This is a genomic window from Bacillus sp. SSR7 (assembly GCF_055902415.1).
In genome coordinates, this window is sequence record NZ_JBVVXV010000005.1 from 53,043 (window position 1) to 74,971 (window position 21,929).

General features: G+C 33.9%; 26 protein-coding genes. 22 read left to right on the forward strand and 4 right to left on the reverse strand.

Annotated elements, in window-relative coordinates; translation table 11 throughout:
- The first annotated feature begins 39 nt into the window (after positions 1-39).
- The 5 genes from AC0NJG_RS11665 to AC0NJG_RS11685 all read left to right on the forward strand — a co-directional run bounded on the left by AC0NJG_RS11665 (position 40) and on the right by AC0NJG_RS11685 (position 5,952).
- Positions 40-1,614 carry an FMN-binding glutamate synthase family protein gene (locus AC0NJG_RS11665; RefSeq protein ID WP_087954595.1) on the forward strand — a complete coding sequence of 525 codons (1,575 nt, stop codon included), beginning with the start codon at positions 40-42 and terminating at the stop codon, positions 1,612-1,614.
- A 112-nt stretch (positions 1,615-1,726) separates the two neighbouring features.
- The gene (locus tag AC0NJG_RS11670) at positions 1,727-2,215 is read left to right on the forward strand and encodes a CcdC protein domain-containing protein (RefSeq protein WP_087954596.1); all 489 of its coding nucleotides are present in this window, start codon (positions 1,727-1,729) and stop codon (positions 2,213-2,215) included.
- 299 nt (positions 2,216-2,514) lie between these two features.
- Positions 2,515-3,993, forward strand: coding sequence for a sodium/proline symporter PutP (gene putP / locus AC0NJG_RS11675; protein ID WP_474063081.1), 1,479 nt, complete (start codon positions 2,515-2,517; stop codon positions 3,991-3,993).
- Positions 3,994-4,377: 384 nt separating this feature from the next.
- Positions 4,378-5,316, forward strand: coding sequence for a ring-cleaving dioxygenase (locus AC0NJG_RS11680; protein ID WP_087954597.1), 939 nt, complete (start codon positions 4,378-4,380; stop codon positions 5,314-5,316).
- 24 nt (positions 5,317-5,340) lie between these two features.
- Positions 5,341-5,952 (forward strand): alpha/beta hydrolase, encoded by a 612-nt coding sequence (locus AC0NJG_RS11685; RefSeq protein WP_087954598.1) that lies wholly within the window; start codon positions 5,341-5,343, stop codon positions 5,950-5,952.
- 55 nt (positions 5,953-6,007) lie between these two features.
- Here the strand turns inward: AC0NJG_RS11685 and AC0NJG_RS11690 are convergent, their stop codons facing one another.
- Complete coding sequence (locus tag AC0NJG_RS11690; RefSeq protein WP_087954599.1) at positions 6,008-7,540, reverse strand: BA3702 family sensor histidine kinase; 1,533 nt, start codon at positions 7,538-7,540, stop codon at positions 6,008-6,010.
- 235 nt (positions 7,541-7,775) lie between these two features.
- On the opposite strand from AC0NJG_RS11690, the gene AC0NJG_RS11695 reads away from it, so the two are divergent.
- Positions 7,776-8,147, forward strand: a complete 372-nt coding sequence (locus AC0NJG_RS11695; RefSeq protein WP_087954600.1) for a VOC family protein — start codon at positions 7,776-7,778, stop codon at positions 8,145-8,147.
- Positions 8,148-8,167: 20 nt separating this feature from the next.
- Here AC0NJG_RS11695 and AC0NJG_RS11700 read toward each other — a convergent pair whose 3' ends face one another.
- Positions 8,168-8,977, reverse strand: a complete 810-nt coding sequence (locus AC0NJG_RS11700) for a YitT family protein (protein ID WP_000251336.1) — start codon at positions 8,975-8,977, stop codon at positions 8,168-8,170.
- 126 nt (positions 8,978-9,103) lie between these two features.
- Here AC0NJG_RS11700 and AC0NJG_RS11705 point away from each other — a divergent pair, with 126 nt between their 5' ends.
- The 12 genes from AC0NJG_RS11705 to AC0NJG_RS11760 all read left to right on the forward strand — a co-directional run bounded on the left by AC0NJG_RS11705 (position 9,104) and on the right by AC0NJG_RS11760 (position 17,383).
- Positions 9,104-9,925 (forward strand): protein phosphatase 2C domain-containing protein, encoded by an 822-nt coding sequence (locus tag AC0NJG_RS11705; protein WP_140421245.1) that lies wholly within the window; start codon positions 9,104-9,106, stop codon positions 9,923-9,925.
- 14 nt (positions 9,926-9,939) lie between these two features.
- The gene (locus AC0NJG_RS11710) at positions 9,940-10,392 is read left to right on the forward strand and encodes a peptidoglycan recognition protein family protein (protein ID WP_087954602.1); all 453 of its coding nucleotides are present in this window, start codon (positions 9,940-9,942) and stop codon (positions 10,390-10,392) included.
- Between the two features lie 17 nt (positions 10,393-10,409).
- Positions 10,410-10,661, forward strand: coding sequence for a DUF2164 domain-containing protein (locus tag AC0NJG_RS11715; RefSeq protein ID WP_001994665.1), 252 nt, complete (start codon positions 10,410-10,412; stop codon positions 10,659-10,661).
- A 137-nt stretch (positions 10,662-10,798) separates the two neighbouring features.
- Entirely contained in the window at positions 10,799-11,101 is a 303-nt protein-coding gene (locus AC0NJG_RS11720) for an urease subunit gamma (RefSeq protein ID WP_001241327.1), read from the forward strand.
- Positions 11,102-11,115: 14 nt separating this feature from the next.
- A complete protein-coding gene (locus AC0NJG_RS11725; RefSeq protein ID WP_087954603.1) occupies positions 11,116-11,445 on the forward strand; it encodes an urease subunit beta in 330 nt (109 codons plus the stop codon).
- A gap of 1 nt (position 11,446) precedes the next feature.
- Positions 11,447-13,159: an urease subunit alpha gene (ureC, locus tag AC0NJG_RS11730; protein ID WP_087954604.1), complete on the forward strand. Its 1,713-nt coding sequence runs from the start codon at positions 11,447-11,449 to the stop codon at positions 13,157-13,159.
- An 18-nt stretch (positions 13,160-13,177) separates the two neighbouring features.
- Positions 13,178-13,633: an urease accessory protein UreE gene (locus AC0NJG_RS11735; RefSeq protein WP_087954605.1), complete on the forward strand. Its 456-nt coding sequence runs from the start codon at positions 13,178-13,180 to the stop codon at positions 13,631-13,633.
- On the forward strand, positions 13,611-14,309 hold the full coding sequence (locus tag AC0NJG_RS11740) for an urease accessory protein UreF (RefSeq protein ID WP_087954606.1): 699 nt from the start codon (positions 13,611-13,613) through the stop codon (positions 14,307-14,309). Before AC0NJG_RS11735 ends, AC0NJG_RS11740 begins: the two co-directional genes overlap by 23 nt.
- A 14-nt stretch (positions 14,310-14,323) precedes the next feature.
- Positions 14,324-14,941, forward strand: a complete 618-nt coding sequence (ureG, locus tag AC0NJG_RS11745) for an urease accessory protein UreG (protein ID WP_000594924.1) — start codon at positions 14,324-14,326, stop codon at positions 14,939-14,941.
- A complete protein-coding gene (locus AC0NJG_RS11750) occupies positions 14,938-15,759 on the forward strand; it encodes an urease accessory protein UreD (protein ID WP_000841917.1) in 822 nt (273 codons plus the stop codon). The genes ureG and AC0NJG_RS11750 overlap by 4 nt, the downstream gene beginning before the upstream one ends.
- An 18-nt stretch (positions 15,760-15,777) precedes the next feature.
- Positions 15,778-16,410, forward strand: a complete 633-nt coding sequence (locus AC0NJG_RS11755) for an AmiS/UreI family transporter (RefSeq protein ID WP_000185992.1) — start codon at positions 15,778-15,780, stop codon at positions 16,408-16,410.
- Positions 16,397-17,383 (forward strand): HoxN/HupN/NixA family nickel/cobalt transporter, encoded by a 987-nt coding sequence (locus AC0NJG_RS11760; RefSeq protein ID WP_087954607.1) that lies wholly within the window; start codon positions 16,397-16,399, stop codon positions 17,381-17,383. The genes AC0NJG_RS11755 and AC0NJG_RS11760 overlap by 14 nt, the downstream gene beginning before the upstream one ends.
- A 79-nt stretch (positions 17,384-17,462) precedes the next feature.
- Here AC0NJG_RS11760 and AC0NJG_RS11765 read toward each other — a convergent pair whose 3' ends face one another.
- Both AC0NJG_RS11765 and AC0NJG_RS11770 read right to left on the reverse strand, forming a co-directional pair.
- Positions 17,463-17,666, reverse strand: coding sequence for a CsbD family protein (locus AC0NJG_RS11765; RefSeq protein WP_000160408.1), 204 nt, complete (start codon positions 17,664-17,666; stop codon positions 17,463-17,465).
- A gap of 171 nt (positions 17,667-17,837) precedes the next feature.
- Entirely contained in the window at positions 17,838-18,650 is an 813-nt protein-coding gene (locus AC0NJG_RS11770) for a GNAT family N-acetyltransferase (RefSeq protein WP_087954608.1), read from the reverse strand.
- 152 nt (positions 18,651-18,802) lie between these two features.
- Between AC0NJG_RS11770 and AC0NJG_RS11775 the strand changes: the two genes are divergently transcribed.
- The 4 genes from AC0NJG_RS11775 (at position 18,803) to AC0NJG_RS11790 (ending at position 21,805) form a co-directional block, all read left to right on the forward strand.
- Positions 18,803-19,006, forward strand: a complete 204-nt coding sequence (locus tag AC0NJG_RS11775) for a hypothetical protein (protein WP_000810212.1) — start codon at positions 18,803-18,805, stop codon at positions 19,004-19,006.
- Positions 19,007-19,455: 449 nt separating this feature from the next.
- Positions 19,456-20,244, forward strand: coding sequence for a helix-turn-helix domain-containing protein (locus AC0NJG_RS11780; protein ID WP_087954609.1), 789 nt, complete (start codon positions 19,456-19,458; stop codon positions 20,242-20,244).
- 58 nt (positions 20,245-20,302) lie between these two features.
- Positions 20,303-21,154, forward strand: coding sequence for an ABC transporter ATP-binding protein (locus tag AC0NJG_RS11785; RefSeq protein ID WP_474063082.1), 852 nt, complete (start codon positions 20,303-20,305; stop codon positions 21,152-21,154).
- Positions 21,155-21,805 (forward strand): ABC-2 transporter permease, encoded by a 651-nt coding sequence (locus tag AC0NJG_RS11790; protein ID WP_087997367.1) that lies wholly within the window; start codon positions 21,155-21,157, stop codon positions 21,803-21,805.
- The last annotated feature ends 124 nt before the right edge of the window (positions 21,806-21,929 follow it).

Consider the following 21,929-nt stretch of genomic DNA (forward strand, 5'->3'; position numbering starts at 1 on the left):
GTTCTCCTTTTATTATGGAATTTCATAGGGGGAAGCGAGATGAGTGAAACGCTACTCGTTATTATTAGTATATTACTATTATTAATGTTGCTTTTAATCGTCTTTTTTATTATCACATTTTTTATAAAAAAACGGACGCATCATTCTATTTTAAAAATACATCCATACTTAGGAAGAATGCGTTACTTACTGGAAAAGATAGGGCCGGAATTCCGGCAATATTGGTTTGATCACGATACAGATGGAAAACCTTTTTCACGTTACGATTTTCAAAGCGTTATGTTTTTAGCGAAGTATCGCTCTGAAATACTTGGTTTTGGATCGAAACGAGATTTTGAAGCATCTGGTTATTATATTGCTAATACGTTGTTTCCGGTATTAACAGAAGAATTAAGTGTGAACGTAACGCAAGAGCGTGAAGGGAAAAAGTATGTGATTCATAAAGAAGGATTATTTTCACGGAGAGAAAAATTGACAGCGGATACAACGAATCTTTGGCTGTACGAAGAAGATGATGCAATTATCGTCGGCGAAAATCGTAAATATCCGTGGAAACTGTATGGCATGTTTGGGGCATCTGCAACTTCTTACGGTGCGATTGGCGAAAATTATATTTTAGCGAGCGGCTTTGGAGCGAAAATGGCAGGCGGATCGTGGATTAATACTGGTGAAGGTGGCGTTATTCCAGAACATTTACATACAGGGGCGAATATCGTTGCGCAAATTGGTCCAGGGCTATTTGGATACCGTGATGAGGACGGGAATTTTTCAATGGAGAAATTTATGGAGAAAGTGAAAGAAAGTAATATTAAAGCATTTGAATTGAAATTTGGGCAAGGTGCGAAAATACGTGGTGGTCATTTAGAGGGGCAAAAAGTAAATGAGAAAATTGCTTCTGTTCGGAATGTACGAGTAGGAGAGACGATTAATTCTCCGAATCGATTTTCATTTTTGAACAATGCAGCAGATACACTTTATTTTATTCAGCGTTTGCAAGAAACTGGCGGTAAACCAATCGGTATGAAAATTGTAATCGGACAGCAGCAGCCGTTGGAAGATTTATTTAAAACGATGAAAGAATTAAATATCTATCCAGATTTTATTACAATTGACGGTTCAGAAGGTGGATCAGGAGCAACATATAAATCGATGGCAGATAGTATGGGGATGCCGCTTATTCCAGCGTTACTAACATGTATTGATACAGCGAATTATTATGATGTTCGGGATAAATTCAAAGTGTTTGCCTCGGGGAAATTAATTACACCAGATAAAGTGGCGATTGCTTTAGCAATTGGTGCAGATGCTGTAAATTCAGCACGTGGTTTTATGATGGCAAGTGGCTGTATAATGGCGCTTCAGTGTAATTCCGGACAATGTCCATCTGGAGTTGCCACGACAAATCCGCACTATCAAAAAGCGCTAGACCCGTATGAGAAGAAATGGCGCGTAATGAATTATGTTGTTAGTATGAGATATAGTTTGTTCTCACTTGCAGCAGCAGCGGGAGTAAAGAGTCCGCGTTATTTAACGAGAGAGCATATTGTGTTTAAAGATGAGGTGGGGCGGGTGGTACCTCTTTCAGAATTGTTTCCTATAATAAATCAAACCTAAAAATATATTTTATATGTAAAATTTTTTGAAGGAATAATCATATTCTTTAGAAAATATTAAGAGTATAATGGGAAAGGTTTTTAAAAATGACTATTTTTAGGGAGAGATTCATTTGGATCAAGGTTCGTACAGTATTACAATTTTTTTACTCGTCATAGGACTCGTTATATTTGGACGTATGCGTTCCATGAATCGACCAATTAAAAATAAAGGAAGACGACTATTATTTCCATTATTCTTTTTATTACCAGCTTTTTCTTTATATGCGGCACCGATACAACTTGCTGATTGGCAAATTTGGGTGGCTGCTGGGATTGGATTGTTATTATCAATTCCACTTATTATTTTAACTGGATATGAAGTGAGAGAAGATGGTCAAATTTATGCGAAAAAAAGTATTGCTTTTATTGCTACATTTTTAGTTATCGTTCTTTTACGTGCTTATTTTAGAAGACATTTACAAGGTTTAGATCCAAAGTCAATCGGCATTCTTTTCTACACCCTTGCGGTTTGTTATATAGTACCTTGGCGTATTGGCTGCTATATAAAATTTCGTAAAGTTTACGTAGAGAAAGAGAGAATTACGATGCCAATAAGCTAAAAGTCATGCATTTGTATGGCTTTTTCTTTTGGAAATTTATAGGCTGAATAAATGGGAATAAGGAGTGAAAAAGCGTTTTTTTGTTTTCTGAATACTTATATTTTAATTTCTTTTGAAAACCGGGTAATCCACTGGGATAAAGGCGTTTACAAAGGTTTTCACATGTAGTAAAAAGCACCTGTTCACTTGAAAGAACAAAAAATGTTTGTTAAGGTAGGAAACCATAAGCGAAAACAAGAAAATAGAAAAAGTCATTTTTCGAAATTTTGAATGGCTTATGTAACTAAGGGAGAGATTTGGTGAAGATTGAGATTATGGTTTCGCTTGCTATTTATATGGCAGGTATGTTGTATATCGGTTATTGGTCTTATAAGAAGACATCCGATTTATCAGATTATATGTTAGGCGGTAGGGGACTTGGTCCAGCAGTTACAGCTTTATCGGCTGGTGCTTCTGACATGAGTGGTTGGATGCTAATGGGATTACCTGGTACGATGTATGCAACGGGATTATCAAGTGTATGGATTGCGATAGGCTTATTAATAGGCGCTTATGCAAACTATTTAATTCTTGCCCCACGTTTGCGAACGTATACAGAAGTGGCAAATGATTCAATTACGATTCCGGACTTTTTAGAAAATCGGTTTAAGGATCGTACGAAAATACCTCGTTTTGTCTCCGCTATCGTCATTTTAGTATTTTTCACATTTTATGCGTCGGCTGGTTTAGTTTCAGGTGGACGTTTGTTTGAAAATTCTTTTAACCTTGATTATAAAATTGGTTTATTTGTAACTGTCGGTGTCGTTGTTGCTTATACATTATTCGGTGGCTTTTTAGCAGTAAGTTGGACTGACTTTGTGCAAGGTTGTATTATGTTTATTGCTCTCGTATTAGTGCCAATTGTTGCTTTTACAGATGTCGGTGGTGTAACAGAAACATTCCATACGATTAAGCAAGTTGATGCATCGCATTTGGATATGTTTAAAGGGACCACAGTGTTGGGTATTATTTCCTTTTTGGCGTGGGGTCTTGGGTATTTTGGTCAACCACATATTATTGTCCGCTTTATGGCAATTACCTCTATTAAAGATTTGAAAACTTCTCGTAGAATCGGTATCGGTTGGATGGCGATTTCAATTATAGGTGCAATGCTCACTGGCTTGGTTGGTATCGCCTACTATGCTAAAAATAATGGGACATTACAAGACCCAGAAATGGTCTTTGTAACATTCTCAAACATTTTATTCCATCCGTACATTACTGGGTTTTTATTGTCAGCTATATTAGCTTCTATTATGAGTAGTATTTCCTCGCAATTACTTGTTATTTCAAGTGCAGTAACGGAAGATTTCTATAAAACATTTTTCCGTCGTAACGCAAGTGATAAAGAACTTGTATTTATCGGTAGACTGTCAGTTTTAGTAGTAGCTATGATTGCAGTTGTTTTAGCATATCATCCAAGGGATACAATTTTAACACTTGTCGGTTATGCTTGGGCAGGATTTGGTTCAGCATTCGGACCTGCCATTTTATTAAGTTTATATTGGAAAAGAACGAACAAATGGGGCGTTCTTGCTGGGATGATTGTTGGTGCATTAGTTGTAATTACTTGGGTACAAATTCCAAGTTTAAAAGCGACTATGTATGAAATGGTACCTGGATTCTTCTGTAGCTTATTTGCTGTAATTGTTGTAAGTTTATTAACGAAAGAACCAGTTAAAGCAATTCATCGTGAATTTAATGAGATGGAAGCAGTGCTGGAAGAAGAAACGAAATGATTTGAAAAGGGAGTAAACGGTGAATAGCGTTTACTCCCTTTTCATTTTAAATGAAATAAGTAACTTGTTGACAATGAAAAGTAAGTAACTTATAATAAGTGTTAAGTTCAAGGTAAATGATATTCTAAATTAAGTTTTATCCCACTTTAATGGGCAGTAAAACCCTCACTGATTATGGTATTAAAGTGAGGAAATGTTTTTTGGAAATTATCTCGAAATCGAGATAATTTCGATAAGCTAAACGTTAATGTGTAATTTTATAATTAATATCTCGAATTCGAGATAAAATTATCGTGACGGATTTTACTTTCTAGTATGGACAAAATGAATAATGAATTTTAATGTAAAGCAATTTTTATAATGAATTAAAAAGGAGTGGACGAAATGGAAAAGAAAACAATGGGGATACATCACATCACAGCAATTGTAGGACATCCACAAGAAAATGTAGATTTTTATGCTGGTGTATTAGGTTTACGTTTAGTGAAACAAACAGTAAATTTTGATGATCCGGGTACGTACCATCTTTATTTTGGTAATGAAGGAGGAAAGCCTGGAACAATTATTACGTTTTTCCCATGGGCAGGTGCTCGTCAAGGAGTTATTGGTGACGGTCAAGTAGGGATCACTTCTTATGTTGTACCAAAAGGTGCAATGGAGTTTTGGGAAAATAGATTAGAAAAATTCGATGTTTCGTATACAAAAATGACTCGATTTGGAGAGCAGTATTTAGAATTTGATGATCCACATGGTTTGCATATAGAATTAGTAGAAAGAGAAGAGGGTGAATTAAATAATTGGACTTTTGGAGAAGTTACGCCAGAAGTAGCAATTAAAGGATTTGGTGGTGCGGTTCTATTATCGGCACAGCCTCAAAAAACTGCTGAACTGTTAGAACATATTATGGGTCTTGAGAAAATTGGAGAAGAAGGTGAATTCGTTCGATTCCGTTCTTCTGCTAAGATTGGAAATATTATCGACTTGAGGTTATCAACAATCGGTCGTGGCCAAATGGGTGTTGGTACAGTGCATCATATTGCTTGGAGAGCGAGCGACGATACTGATCAGCTAGACTGGAAAGAGCATGTGTCCCGTTTTGGATACCACGTAACTCCTGTACAAGATCGTAATTATTTTAACGCAATTTATTTTAGAGAACACGGTGAAATTTTATTTGAAATTGCTACAGATCCTCCTGGTTTCGCTCATGATGAATCGTTAGAGACGATGGGTGAGGAATTAAAATTACCGGAACAATATGAACAGCATAGAAAACAGATTGAACAAACGCTTTTGCCGTTTGAAGTGAGACATTTAGATTAAAGTGATTGAAAGGGGAAAAGGATTATGATGAAACATGTTTTTCAAAAAGGAAAAGATACGTCAAAACCAGTGTTGTTATTACTTCATGGTACAGGTGGTAATGAATTAGATTTATTACCACTTGCAGAAATAATTGATCCGGAAGCGTCGGTATTAAGCGTTAGGGGAAATGTATTAGAAAATGGCATGCCACGTTTCTTCCGTAGATTGGCAGAAGGCATTTTTGATGAAGAAGATTTGATTTTCCGTACGAAGGAATTAAATGAGTTTTTAGATGAAGCTGCAAAAGCATATGAATTTGATAGAAATAACATTGTAGCTATCGGGTATTCAAATGGAGCAAACATTGCGGCAAGCTTATTATTCCATTACGAAAATGCGTTAAAAGGTGCTGTGCTTCATCACCCAATGGTGCCTAGAAGAGGAACGCAATTGCCTAATTTAGCTGGGAAATCCGTGTTTATTGCTGCTGGGACGAATGATCCAATTTGTTCATCTTCTGAGTCAGAGGAGTTGAAGCTACTATTACAAAATGCAAATGCTAATGTAACAATGCATTGGGAAAATAGAGGACATCAATTAACGATGGGTGAAGTAGAAAAAGCAAAAGAATGGTATGGAAAAACAGTTCTATAAGTAAAAATAATAAAAGAAGCATCTGCTAATCGTTAGCAGATGCTTCTTTTATTATTTAAGACTGGATTGCAAGATGAGGTGAAGAAAGTGGTAGGTGAATATCAACGACCGTACCTTTATTTAATTCGCTTGAAATGTGTAATTTACCATGATGTTCTTCAATTATTTTGTAACACATCATTAATCCTAGCCCTGTGCCTTTTTCTTTTAAACTATAAAACGGTTCGCCTAAACGGGAGATACGATCTTCTGGGATACCGCAACCTTCATCGATAATCCGTATTAAGATGAAATTATTTGCTAATGGTTTTGTTTGGATGAAAATATTTCCGCCATTTGGCATTGCTTCAATCGCATTTTTTAATATATTTATAAAAACTTGTTTTAATTGGTTACCGTCACATTGAATGTCATATACGTAATCAAAATGATCCATAATGATATGAACGCTATGCATAATTGCGGTTGGTAAAATAAATGTAACTACCTCTTCAATTAAAGTTTGTATGTTACAAGTTTGGATTGCTAATACTTGTGGTTTAGACATCGCCATAAATTGACTCGTGATAGATTCCATCTGTGAAATTTCACTTAACATAACATCGATATACCACTTCTGCTCCTCATTTATTTCAGGGAGTAGCAATGTTAGAAAACCTTTTAGAGAAGTGAGTGGATTTCGAATTTCATGAGCAATTCCAGCTGTCAGTTGTCCGACTACTGCGAGCTTTTCAGATTTTCGTAATAACTTTTCCGTTTCCTTTAGCTCAGTAATATCTCTTCCCATTACGATAAGACCTTTACGGGAGCCGTCAGGGTGATAGAGAGGAACTTTCGATATACTTAAGATTAGGTCGAAATCATCTCTATGAATAATAAATTCTTCACCATGAAGAATTTGTCTTTGTTGCCATGCTAATTCATCGACTTCTTCACAATGTAAAAAAGCTTCTCGGTACGCTTCATTATATTGAATGAGTTCACTATCTTTTTTTCCGTGGTAAGGTACATGATGGAAATTGAAGCAAGAAAGTGCGTAGTCATTTGCCTCAAGCCAGCGCCCTTCATGATCTTTAAATATAACAAACGCAGGCATGGAGTTTACTAATGTGCGTAACCTCTTCTCACTTTCTTTAAGCTTTTTCTCAATTCTTTCTGATTTTTCAAGAGGCTTCATAATGGCATATACGCCAGTTAGACGATTTTGGACAAAAATAGGAACTAGTTTTGTCACGACATCTAATAAGAATCCATCTTTATGATAAATAGATAAAATATACTCTTGTTGATTATCCGCTTCCGTATTCTTTATATTTTGTAATACTTGCTCAGAAATATGAGCTTCTAAAATAGAGGTAATGCTTTTCCGCTCTAATTCTGAAGAAGTGTAACCTAGTATTCTTTCAGCAGAAGGATTAGTGTGTATAATAATTCCCTCTAAATTTAATGAAATAATACCATCAGGGTTGTGTTCGAACAGAGATGCGTACATTTCTGTTAATGAACAATCTTGTATATGGTTGCGTAAACGTCTAGAAATTTTCGGATGACGTTTTCTTTGAGTTGATGAATATTTTTTACGACTCATAATAGTTCCTCCGTACAAATAGCATCTAAAAAGATTTGTCTATTCATAACTATAATATAGATGTAATGTGTATTTCTATAAAAAATGGAAGTTATAGAATAAATTTTGTTTTTTTATTTTTTGCAAAGTGAGTGCAAGGTGATAATAAGAGGAGCTTATATTATTTTATAAATTATTTGTAAGTTACAGGAGTAGGTTTTCCTTATAACATTAGGGTAGAAGAGGAGGAGAGAAAATGAGAAATTATATTCAAGGGATCGATCATGTACAAGTAGCTGCGCCTGTAGGGTGTGAAGAAGAAGCACGAGAATTTTATGGTGAAAAAATAGGTATGGAGGAAATCCCGAAGCCAGAGGAATTAAAGAAGCGTGGTGGATGTTGGTTTAAGTGTGGAAATCAAGAGATTCATATCGGAGTTGAGCAAAACTTCATTCCAGCAAAAAAGGCGCATCCAGCTTTTTATGTTTTAAAAATTGATGAATTTAAACAAGAGTTAATAAAGCAAGGTATGGAAGTAATAGATGACCATGCACGTCCAGATGTAATTAGATTTTACGTATCAGATCCGTTCGGAAATCGAATTGAATTTATGGAAAATAAAAACTAGGTGGAAATCCACCTAGTTTTTTAACCTTTTCTAAACAATCCTAATACTTCAACCGTTTCGGTAATGTTAACGAATGCATGAGGGTCAATTTCAGAAATTGTTAATTTCATACTTGCTAATTCTTCTCGAGAAACAACGGTCATAAGTACACGTTTCTTTTCGCTAGAATAAGCACCTTCGCCATCAAGTAATGTAATTCCACGTACAACAGTTGAAAGAAGTTGTTTTTTCATTTTTTCTGCTTCATTTGTTACAATCATAAGTGTAACCTTTCGATGTTTCGTATGAATAGCATCGATAACTTTACCAGTTACATAAATGGAAAGTAAGCTTGTAAGGGCAACATCCCAAGTGAAGAAGAATCCTGCAATAATAACAACGACTGCATTTAAAATAATAAGGAATCCACCAAGTTTAATGTCTCTTTTGCGAGACAACAACATACCGATAATATCAAATCCACCAGTTGATCCATTACAGTTAAAAACAAGACCGATACCAGCTCCGGCAATGACACCACCAAAGATAGAAGATAAAAGTGGATCTGTTGCTACGACTTTTACTGGAACGTAGTATAATGCAACAGATAATACAATAACAGAGACAATGGTGTTAAAAATTACTTTTTTTCCAAGGCCTATGTATCCTAAAATAAGGATAGGTAAGTTTAATACAAAGTTAATAATACCTGTGTTTACAGGAGTTACAATCCCTAAAATAATAGCAATTCCGCCAATTCCACTACTTAAAATTTTGTGGGGGATAAGGAAAAGATTAAAGGCAATCGCAATAATAATAGAACCAATAATAACACCAAGAAATCTGACCATCTCTTTCCCGTCCTTCACTAAAAAATTCATATTATTTCAAGATTATATATGATATTGAAAGTTTTGGGTAAAAACAGTTTATTTCGGGAAATTTGATTAATCAAAAGAATTTGAGTATTTTATCATTTGAAAGGGGATACAGTTGTGAAGATAAAAACATATCAACAGAAAAGCCCGTTGAAGCAAGAATGTGAGGATTCTTATTTTTGTAATGAAGAAAATAAGATGTATGGTGTATGTGACGGTGCAACACCTCTCGTCCCATTTCGTGATGAACAGGGACATAATGGAGCATACATCGCTTCGCATTTATTTGCAAGTTATTTTGCTTCATTACGTGAAAATCATAGTTTACCAGTTGCAGTTGCAAAAGCAAATGAAGCATTGCAAAGAAAAATGTTAGAATATAAGGTAGATACGAGAAAAAAAGAGCATTTGTGGTGCACATGTATTGCGGCAGTTCAAATAAGTGGAGAGAAAATTGAATACGCACAGTTAGGGGACTGTATGATTGTCGCAATACTTCGAAATGGAACAATACAAGTATTAACGAAAGACACAGTTGAAGGAATTAGCAAACGAGCAAAAAAGAAGAGAGAAGAAGATCGTAAACAAGGGTTATCTGTACTAGAAGAACATGTTTTTCAAGATGTGCGAGAACAGTTAAAATATAATCGTTATCTTGCAAATATGCAGGGCGGGTATTCCGTTGCAAACGGAATGAAAGAAGCAATACATTATTTACAGCATGGTGAATTACCTATAGATGAAGTGAGCGGAATTTTTATTTGTTCAGACGGATTATTTCACCCAGATTGGTCGCTCGAACAAGCTGTTGCATATATAAGAAAGAATAGTATAAGCGAATATGTAGCAATTATCGAAAAGTTAGAAGGAGAAAAGAGAATAAGACCAGATGATAAAACAATGATGATGATTGATTTTTAAGGGAGGATGTTCAAATGGAAATTAAATGTGTTAATTTAACCTTTCAAGATGAATTAGTTCCTTTAGAAAAAGTGAATAAACTGATTATCCACCATACATCCGAAGATGGATGGGATGTATATCAAACACATGAGTTTCATCAAAAAGTAAGAGGATGGAGCGGGATTGGTTACAATTATTTTATTGAAGAAGATGGAACCATAGTTGAAGGACGGGGTTTACATATTGGAGCACATGCGAAAGATAATAATAGGGATACAATTGGAATATGTATGACGGGTAATTTTGATAAATACGATCCAACTCCTGCACAAATGAATGCATTATATTCTTTATGTAAAATGTTTATGAAGCAGTTTGCTATAAAGAAAGAAAATATACTCGGTCATAGAGAGCTAGAAGGGGTTACAAAAACTTGTCCTGGAAAGCGTTTTTCTATGGTAGAGTTAAGAAACGTACTATTATAAATATAGAGGAGTAACAAATGATGATGAATATAAAAATACCAAATGATAAAAAAGAAGAGCTAGTAGCACAAATTCAGCAATTTTTCGTTGAAGAAGATTTAGATGAAATTGGACGCTTCCAAGCAGAGCGTTTAATAGAAGAAATGATTAAATTAGTAGGACCATTTGCATACAATCAAGCAATTGGAGATGCTAGAAAGCTTGTAACAGAGAAATTATCTAATATCGAAGAAGATTTGTATGTGTTAGAGAAGAATGAAGGGAAATAAAAAAGACTAGAAATTCTAGTCTTTTTTTATTTGATTGATAGAAAAAACATGGAGAAAACACGGGAAGGACATTGAAAATACACCTTTTGTTTTTAGAATATTCTTAGTTTTAAAATACTTCAGAAAGGGAGAGTGTAATGAGATTAACGCCAAGAGAAATTGATAAACTGCTAGTAGTTGTTGCGGCTGATTTAGCTTATCGACGAAAGGAGAGGGGGCTTAAGTTAAACTATCCAGAAAGTATCGCTATTATTACGTATGAAATTTTGGAAGGAGCAAGAGATGGTAAAAATGTGGCGGAATTAATGGAGCTTGGAAAAAATATTTTAAGTGCTGAAGATGTTATGGATGGTATTGCAGACATGATATCAGATATTCAAGTCGAGGCAACTTTTCCTGATGGAACAAAATTAGTAACTATTCATCAACCAATTCATTAAAGGAAGTGAATGTTATGATTCCAGGGCAATATATTCTTGCGAAAGAAGACATAGTATGTAATGGAGATAAAAAAGTAACGAAAGTTAAGGTGTTAAATCAGGGAGATAGACCTATTCAAATTGGATCTCATTACCATTTTTATGAAGTGAATGAGGCATTAAAATTCGATCGTAGTGTAGCAATTGGACAACACTTAAATATTCCAGCGGGTACAGCTGTAAGATTTGAACCTGGAGATGAAAAAACGATTGAATTAGTTCCATATTCCGGGGAACAAAAAGTGTATGGATTTAAAAATAAAGTGGATGGCGATATTCAATCTTACACAAAAAGAGGGAGATAGCATGAGTTTTAAGATGTCACGTAAACAATATGCTGATTTATACGGTCCAACTACAGGAGATTCTATTCGTTTAGCGGATACACAATTATTCGCACACATTGAGCGAAATGCCACTGTATATGGTGATGAAGCTGTCTTTGGCGGAGGAAAATCAATTAGGGATGGTATGGGACAAAATTCACAACTTACAAGGGAACAGGGGGTTGTGGATGTTGTTATTACGAATGCAATTATTATTGATTATACGGGAATATATAAAGCGGATATTGGTATAAAAGATGGGAAAATTTCAGCAATTGGTAAGAGTGGTAATCCTTCGGTTATGGATAATATTGATATCATCATTGGAACATCGACGGAAGTAATTTCTGGTGAGCGAAAAATCGTTACAGCTGGAGGTATCGATACACATGTACATTTCATATCCCCACAACAAATTGATACAGCATTAGCTTCAGGTATAACAACTTTAATTGGTGGGGGAACAGGACCGGCAGAAGGGACTAAGGCAACTACAATAACACCTGGATCTTGGAACTTAAGAAAAATGCTAGAAGCAGCAGAAGCTTTTCCAATAAACCTTGGATTTTTAGGGAAAGGAAATAGTTCAAGTCTACCTGCCTTGGAAGAACAAATATTTGCAGGGGCTATCGGATTGAAAATTCATGAAGATTGGGGAGCGACTTCTTCCGCAATTAATCACTCGTTACAGATTGCTGATAAATATGATATTCAAGTCGCTATTCATACCGATACGTTAAATGAATGTGGTTTTGTGGAAGAAACGATAAAAGCTATTGATAATCGTGTTATTCATACGTACCATACTGAAGGGGCTGGAGGTGGGCATGCACCAGATATTATAAAGATTGCTACACTAAATAATATTTTACCATCTTCAACGAACCCGACCTTGCCATATACAGTGAATACGCTGGATGAACATTTAGATATGCTTATGGTATGTCATCATTTAAAAGCCAATATTCCAGAAGATGTAATGTTTGCAGATTCAAGAATTCGAAAAGAAACAATTGCGGCAGAGGATATTTTGCAAGATTTAGGGGTTTTCAGCATGATTAGCTCTGACTCACAGGCGATGGGAAGGATTGGAGAGGTTATTATTCGCAATTGGCAAACCGCCGATAAAATGAAAAAGCAGATTGGTAGTTTAGAGGGAGATAAAGAATATAACGATAATAATAGAATTCAACGCTATATAGCGAAGTATACAATTAATCCAGCTATTACACATGGGATTTCAGAATATGTCGGCTCTATTGAAGTAGGAAAGTATGCTGACCTTGTAATATGGGATCCGCAATTTTTTGGTGTTAAGCCAGATATGGTTTTGAAAAACGGGATGGTGGTGATGGCATTAATGGGAGACGAGAATGCTTCGATTCCTACACCACAACCATATTATGAAAAAAAGATGTTTGGTGCATATGGAAAAGCAGTACAGTCCAGTTCGATTACATTTGTATCGAAAGTAGCTTATGAGAATAATATTAAAGACAAATTAGGTTTAAATAAAGTTGTATTACCTGTTAAAAATACGAGAGAGATTTCGAAGCAAGATATGAAGCTAAATAATGCAACACCAGAAATTGAAGTAGATCCGCAGACATATGAAGTTAAAGTTGATGGAAAAGTAATCACGTGTGAAGCAGTAGATGTACTGCCTATGGCTCAAAGATATTTTTTATTTTGATATAACGGGGGAGATAAAATGATTATTGAAAAAATTAATAACAACGTATGCAATATGGATGATTTTTCAAATACAAAAAAGCATCTTGATAAAATATTGATTTCTAGTGAGCTTTTACTGAAGAGGGTTCAGAAACTATATTCAGAATCTGGTTTTGAAATTGGGATGTCTTTAGGTAGTGGAGAAACATTAAAGAACGGTGATATTTTATATGAAGATGAAAATCGAATTGTATATATTGAAGTATTACCAGAAGAAGTAATTGTAATTACTCCAACATCAATAAAAGAAATGGGAATCATTGCTCATAACTTAGGCAATAGACATTTACCAGCACAATTCGATGAAGGGTGCATGATTTTGGCGAATGACTACTTAGTAGAAGATTTACTTAAAAAGGAAGGTGTTCCTTATCAAAAAGAAAATAGAGTATTACCAAAACCGTTCAAGCATGCTTCACACAAACATATTTAACCTACTTAACCTACTCCAAATTAGTGATTCGAACTTCCCAACAGGGAGTTTTAGTCACTCTTTTGGATTAGAGACGTTTATTCAAGAGGGACAAGTTACAAATAAAGCCGGATTTTTCAAATGGATGAATCGATATATAAAAGTGCAATTAACATACACGGACGGCTTAATTTGCAAATATACTTACGAAGCAATTAAGAATAATGAGGGAGAACAAATTACATTTTTAGATGATTTAATAACAGCACAAACATTGCCTTTTGAATGTAGAAAAGCAAATAGAATGATTAGTAAAAGTACTTCTAAATTATTGTGTGAATTGTTTTCATTTTCAAATTTAAATATATATAAAGAAAATGTTATAGGTAATAAATTACAAGGTCATCCGAGTATCGTATATGGAATATTAGCAGCGGAATTGAAAATGACAATAGAAGAAACCCTCTTAGTTTTCTTATACTCAAGTGTTGGAAGTATAATTCAAAACGGTGTGAGAGCCATTCCTCTTGGACAAACAGACGGTCAAAAACTATTACAAGAATGTCATGGATTAATCTGTGAATCTATTGATAGAATTCAAATACTTTCATTAGATGATTTTGGATTGAATGATCCTGAATTCGAAATAAATCAAATGCAACATGAAGATGTAAATGTAAGGGTCTTCATGTCATAGGGAGGAAAAATAAAATGATAAAGCCTATTAAAATTGGTATCGGTGGCCCGGTAGGTGCTGGGAAAACAATGTTAGTTGAAAAGTTAACAAAACATCTAAATACAGATTATGAAATTGCAGCAATTACAAACGATATTTATACGAAAGAAGATGCAAAGATTTTATTGAAAACAGGTGTTTTACCAGAAGATAGAATTATTGGTGTAGAGACAGGAGGGTGTCCACATACAGCAATTCGAGAGGACGCTTCTATGAATTTTGAAGCAATTGAAGAACTCATGATTAGACATAATAATTTAGATATTATTTTTATTGAAAGTGGGGGTGATAATTTAGCTGCCACATTTAGTCCGGAGCTAGTGGATTTTTCAATTTATATTATTGATGTGGCGCAGGGAGAAAAGATTCCACGGAAAGGTGGGCAAGGAATGATTAAATCTGATGTATTTGTAATTAATAAAACGGATTTGGCACCTTATGTAGGGGCAGATCTTGGAGTTATGGAGCAGGATACAAAACATTACCGACATAATAAACCATACTTTTTTACAAATTTGAAGGATGAGGAAGGTTTACAAGAATTAATAAATTGGATGCGACAAAACATTATGTTAGAAGGATTGAAAAAATGAAATCTCCTACAGGTGTCTTAAACATTGATGTGATGGAAAAGAGAGATAAAACCGTACCTATTAAGGTTTATCATAAAGATGCCTTAAAAGTAACGCAGCCGATATATTTGGACAAGTATGGTAGAGCATATTACTATATTATGAATTCTGGTGGAGGCTATTTAAAAGGAGATTTCTATTCTATAAATATAAATGTTGGTAAAGATGCGAAAACATATATAACAAGCCAATCCGCAACGAAAGTTTACAAGACTCCAAATAGTTATGCTTTGCAAGAATTGAATTTTTATATTGGTCAGAATGCTGCTATGGAATATCTACCAGATCCGTTAATTATGTACAAGGACGCAGCATATAAGCAAAAAACAAATATATATATGCAAAATAATTCTACATTGATTTTATGTGATTCAGTTACGCCTGGCTGGTCGCCGAATATGGAGAAGTTCACATACCAATATTTTGATTCGCTAACAAAAATATATATGGAAAATAAACTTGTAGTATATGATCATTTATTGCTAAACCCTTTTAAAGAGTCATTAGATCAAATGGGAATATTAAATCAATATTCCCATTATGGTACTTTCATAGTTATTAATGAGAACGTTACAAATGACTTAATTGCAGCATTAAAAACATCGTTTTCTAACACTAACAATATGAAGATTGGAATAGCTTCTACGACATGTAAAGGCTTTGTCATACGCATACTTAGTCATAATACAGAGGATATGGAGTCTATATTTTTTCAGTGTCATCGTTTTGTTAGAGAAAATTGTCTGCATGAAGAATTAACATCCTATCGAAAATATTAAGTAGGAGAAGGGGATACTATGACTAACGTGGGATTATTATTTGTTGGTGCAGTTCTATTTATGAATTCACTAGCAGCTTTTAAACTCATTGATAGCAAAAGTGTAGGGTACTTTAATTTATTTGTAGGGGCACTACAAACTTTGACACCATTATATTTATTATTTACAGGAAGTCAATCCGATGAGTGGACTATCCTATCTAATGGAACTATCTTTTTATTTGGTTTTACTTATTTATATGTTGGTCTTACAAATATACTAAAACTTGATTCTTCAGGTGTAGGTTACTATTCTCTTTGGGTTGCTATCATTGCAACGGTTATGGGAATAGTGAATCAATTACATGAGAGTGGAGGCCTACAAAGTACAATAATTTGGTTCTTTTGGGCATTCCTTTGGTTTTTATTTTTCCTGCAAGATGGGTTGAAAAAGAAGATTCATATTTATGTAGGAATTGTATGCTTCGTTGAATCTTGGATTACTGCAACAGTACCAGCTCTGTTAACACTTACAAATCATACAGATGTGTTAAATAATTTTGTAATTATTTTAGCGACTATTATAACGATCGTAGTTTTTATTATGGCACTTTTCGTTTTCAAAAGTATTCAATTTAAAGTAGAAAGGGCTAGTAACTATGTGGAAAAGTGAACTGAAGAAGGCAACTAAATTTTTTTTTATTATTATATTTCTTCATGTGCTTGGGATTCTCTTATTATTACCAGCACTGTATAAAGGTAATAGCATAATTGGAATGGCTATTATTGCATATTCTTTAGGATTGCGTCATGCGTTTGATAGTGATCATATTGTCGCAATTGATAATACTGTTCGGAAATTAATTGAAAAAGGTAAAAACTCACAGGGGGTGGGATTTTACTTCTCATTAGGACACTCTACAGTAGTATTTGTGATGATTGTATTAATTGCTTTAATTGGAAAAACGGCAAAACATGGAATGGAGAGTTTTTCTACTATAGGCGGTATTATTGGTACAATCGTTTCTAGCACATTCCTTATTATTATCGGTCTTACCAATCTGTTGTATCTTATTAAAGTGTTACGGAGCCAAGAAGATAAGCAACCAGAAAACTTGGGGTTTATATATCGTTTCGCACAACGTTTATTTAGTTTTATTAATAGTCAGAAGCAATTGTATATGATCGGTTTTTTATTTGGGCTCGGTTTTGATACAGCAAGTGAAATTGGATTAATTGCTCTTTCTACAGTAACTGCAACAAGTCAATCTATTCCACTTGTAAGTATATTTGCTTTCCCCATTTTATTTGCTGCAGGAATGTCATTGATGGATACATTAGATAGTACATTCATGAATACGAATTATAAGTGGGCAATGGAAAATAATCGAATAAGAAATTCGTATAATGTATTAATTACCTTAATATCTGTTATAACGGCTTTTTTAATAGGGGGATATCAACTATTATCTTTGCTTATTGAAAGCTATAATTTACAGGGACCGTTTTGGAATCTCATACAGGTAGTTAATTTTGATTATTTGGGTATATGTCTTGTTGTATTCTTTATTATTTCTCTTATTGTTTTTGTTGTATGGAATAGAAATGCCTTTAAAGAGCCACTTACAAAAAGTATAGAGAAGTAAAAATATATCATATGTTATGTGGTTCATTATGTATATAAAGTAAAACACGTTAGATGAAAATACATCTAACGTGTTTTTATTATTTATGCTCTTTATATTCATGTACTTTTTCTTTCACATTGCCAACCGTATCTTTAGCAGTGCCTTTTACTTTATCCCATTTTCCTTCAGCTTGTAATTTTTTATTGTCAGTTACTTTCCCGACAACTTCTTTTACTTCGCCTTTTACTTTATCAATAGCACCTTCTACTTTTTCTTTTAAACCATGATCATGTTTAGTCATACATTTCTCCTCCTTGTAGTTTGATTAGAGTTCTCTTTTCATATTGCAAGTTGAATGATGTATCTAGTAATAGCTTAACAAATGCAGTTTGAATATTCAAATGATTAATGGTATAGAAAAGGAATTGTCATAGAATGTATAAGATTGTAATGGGAGGAGAAGGAATGTTAATTACATGTCTTTTGCAGTCCATATTGATTTTGTATAAGCAATTTTCATATGGGCACGTTCCATATTATTTTGACTGCCGCTACCGAATTTTGCTTGTCCGACTATTAAATGACAATTGGATTCAATAGCTGTCTCAATTCGTTTTTGAATTAAGGCAGTATGACAGCCTTTACGCTGAAATTCTGGCAAAGTAGCAGAAGCAGCTAATGAAGCAATCCCATTATTTATGTACAGGACACCAATGCCTGCAGGAGTATTTTGAACTTCGGCTATGAAAAAATACCATCCTGGTTTATCGTAAAGAATTTCGTTATTTTGGCGAACACCATCTTTTGTAAAGGATGGCATGTTAAATCCACGTACATATATGTCTGCAAAAATATGAAATTCATTTTCTTTTAGTTGGCGTACTGAAATGTTAGAAGGAAGAAGGGATGGATCTTCTCTCGGTATACTATATAAAGCGGTATGGAAGCTAGATTGATAAAAACCTTTTTCAGATAAGTAATGAAATAGTTCAGCTGTACCTTGAGCGGGTGTAATTTCAAAACGACAAGGGATTTGTAGTGATTGATAATAAGAGATAATTTCATCTAACTCAGCTGTATTTGTAAATGTAATACCTTTTACCGTATTAAAAGCCGGACCAGCAATTACTTTTGATGAAAAGGCAGTGGTACTACCGAACTTTTTCATTTGTACTTGCATTGGATTTCCGTTTATTGCTTGTAATAGCGTTAATCTAGAAGAGAGCATATGTATTTCTGCGTTTTCAATTTCTTGAGCTGTATTAAGCGTCATAATCGTACTCATAAAGTTCCTCCGTTAATAAATATATTTCATAGTACTTATACGATGTTTGTTCTGAGATTCCTGTTGAAATGTAAGAGAATAAGAGGTTTTTTGGAAGGGAAATGGAAGTGAACTGTCGAAGGGAGTAGAAACAGATTAAAGGTGGTGCTCTCATGAAACAGAAAGACGTGCAGACATGCTCTAATTGTGGTTCTCAAAATATAGGAGAAGGTGAGTTTGTCGGTTATGCACAAATACGGAAAAAGGAGACGATGTTCACATCTTCACCGGTAGATGCTTATATTTGTACAGATTGCGGGAATGTCCTTTTATTAAAAGTACGACATTATGAAAAGTTTAAGCAGAAGCCGTTATGATTATTGAGAAGTGGTTTTATTAGAGAAGTTAATAGGAGTAATATTTTACATATATATGAATACGCCTTATATAAAGAGATGACAACATATACTGTGTGGGATGCTTATTAATCGTTGCACAACATGCAAAAATGTATAGAAGAAATTGTGAATTAATATGAGAAGGGAAATTAGCCCTTCTTGGAATATTTCATATCGAAAACTCCTTTAAATGAATAAGGGGGTTTTTGTATTTTATAACAATAATTACCTGTAATTGTTATAATTAGTTATTAGGAGAGGGTGATTTATTAACGCCACAATCTTAGAAGAAAAATAGCTAAATCGTATAAAAAACCGCTATATAACACAATCGCAACCGTAAGTTGACAAAGTGCAACCGCAGGAAGATAGAGATAAGGAGAATGTTTACATACAATTGAGTTAAGAAAACAAAGGGGGACACACATATGGGATTTGGTGAAAAGCTTTTTAAGTTAAGAAAGGAAAAGGGCCTTTCTCAAGAAGCATTAGCTGAAAAATTAAACACGACAAGGCAAGCGGTTAGTAAATGGGAAAACGGTCAAGGTTTTCCTGAAACAGAAAAGTTAATAATGATTGGGAATGTATTTGAAGTATCACTCGACTATTTATTAAAAGAAACTGCTGAGCAAAGTAATGAAAATGGGGATGGCTATTATGTAAGTCAGGAAATGGCAGAAGGGTATGTAGTGTATGGACAAAAAATTTCTAAATATATAGCGCTAGGATTTAGTTTGCTCATTTTATCTACAATACCGTATTTATTATTTAAAGAAAATGCAACAATGTCGACATTCCTTGTCATTATTGTTGCTGTCCTTGGAATTGGAGCGATGATGGTACCTGTAACGATAGAAGAGAGTCGATACAATGTATTGAAAAAGGAAGAACTACTATTTGATCAAAACTTCCTAAAAGAATTGACAAAAAGATATGCGATTATTAAGAAAAAGTATGCGGCAGTAGTGATCGTTGGATTTTGTTTTATAGCCGCAGGCGCAATCCCGTTTTTGTTTGAGAAAAAGCATATCACTTCAGGAGAATTAGTGCAGTATTACCCTTACTGTGTTGTACTTATTGCAATTGGAGTCTATCTTTTTATTCGTGTGTTAGGAGTATTAGAGGTGTATCGAATTTTAGTAGAAAATAAAGAATATAGTAATCGTCTTATTTTTAAACTGAAAAAGAAAGTGAGAGAAAAAGTGGATAATTTTTAATAGGAGAAAACCTATTTTTATTCGATTTTTTATTAAAAGTTAAGATAGGAGTGTAATGATGTCAAATCTTCTAGAAATTAAAAACTTGAGTAAATCATTTGGAAACAAAGTGGTTTTAAGAGATATTTCCTTCAATGTGCCATCAGGGGCAATTGTTGGATTCATTGGTGACAATGGGGCAGGGAAATCCACAACTTTTAAAACAGTACTACAATTAATTTCTAAAGATAGTGGTACAGTCAAAATATTTGGTGAAGAAAATATAAATAAAGATGCCAAGAATAAGGGGAAGATAGGAGTCGTATTTGATGCTATGAATCTACCGGCTCATCTTACAATAAAGCAACTAAACAAAGTTTTTGAAAAGATGTTTGAATTTTGGGATCAAGATAATTTTTATCGATTAGTTAATACTTTTTCTTTACCTACTAATGAGAAAGTAGATAAATTCTCGCGTGGAATGTCAATGAAACTAACTATAGCTGTTGCGTTGTCACATAATGCCAAATTATTAATTCTAGATGAAGCGACGGGAGGTCTTGATCCTTCATCTAGGGAGCAGGTGTTAGAGGAATTAAAAAGTTTTGTGAATAAAAGTAATGGTGGTATATTACTTTCTTCACATATTATGAGTGATGTAGAAAAAATAGCTAGTCACCTTATTGTGATAAAAGATGGAGAAATTTTATTGAATGAAGAAAAGGATAAGGTTTTGGACAATTATGCCATTGTAGATGTTGATGAGGAACAACTAACTTTAATCAACAAAGATATAGTTGAGGTGAAAAGGGATAATGGTTCTTATTTCAATGTACTTGTATCAGATGTGCATAAACTACCAAATGGGATTGCTCATAGAACCATTTCGATAGAAGAAATAAGTGTTTTATTAACAAGGAGTGAAAAATAAATGAAAGGTTTATTATTGACAAACTATTATCTAGTGTATCGAACTTTCTTTATGTTTATGGGAATAGCGATATTAGGATCGGGATTTGTTTTTTATTTTGGTAATGCTTCAATGTACCGTTTAATTGCTACATTCATTATCTTATTTGCTGCAATTCCTGCACTTGAAGTTATTAAGTATGAGAGTAAGTCGGGTTATGAAAAATATGTACTTACTTTACCGGTTACTAGAAATAACATTGTGCAAAGTCACTACCTTTTCTATTTTATAGTTGTAATTATTGGTACTTTATTATCGTATAGCATATTTTACGTACATGCTTCAGTTTCAGATACGCCAATTGATGATGATATATTTAAGAGTGTTTCTTTAGGGATGTTCATCATCCTTAATGCTGGAGCAATAGCCTATCCACTCCTCTATATTTTTGGAGCAGAAAAATCTGATGCTATTACAATTGGAGGCGCATGCGGGGGACTTGTTACTTATTTTGGATTACAAAGTGTAATTGGCTATATAATAGAACAATTTCCAATATCAAACTTAAATGAATCTGTATATATTTCAATTTTATATACAATATTTGGCGTTATCATATATATCTTTTCATTTGTTATTTCGGTATTTATATATCGTAAGAAGGAGTTTTAATGTGTTTTCTCTTAGTATTTTCTGAATTATTTCCAAAGAAATAATTCAGAAAATACAGAAAAATGTCGTCATTATTTGTAGGAGTCTGTTATAATAAACAAAAAATGAAAACGCTTTAAAGGGG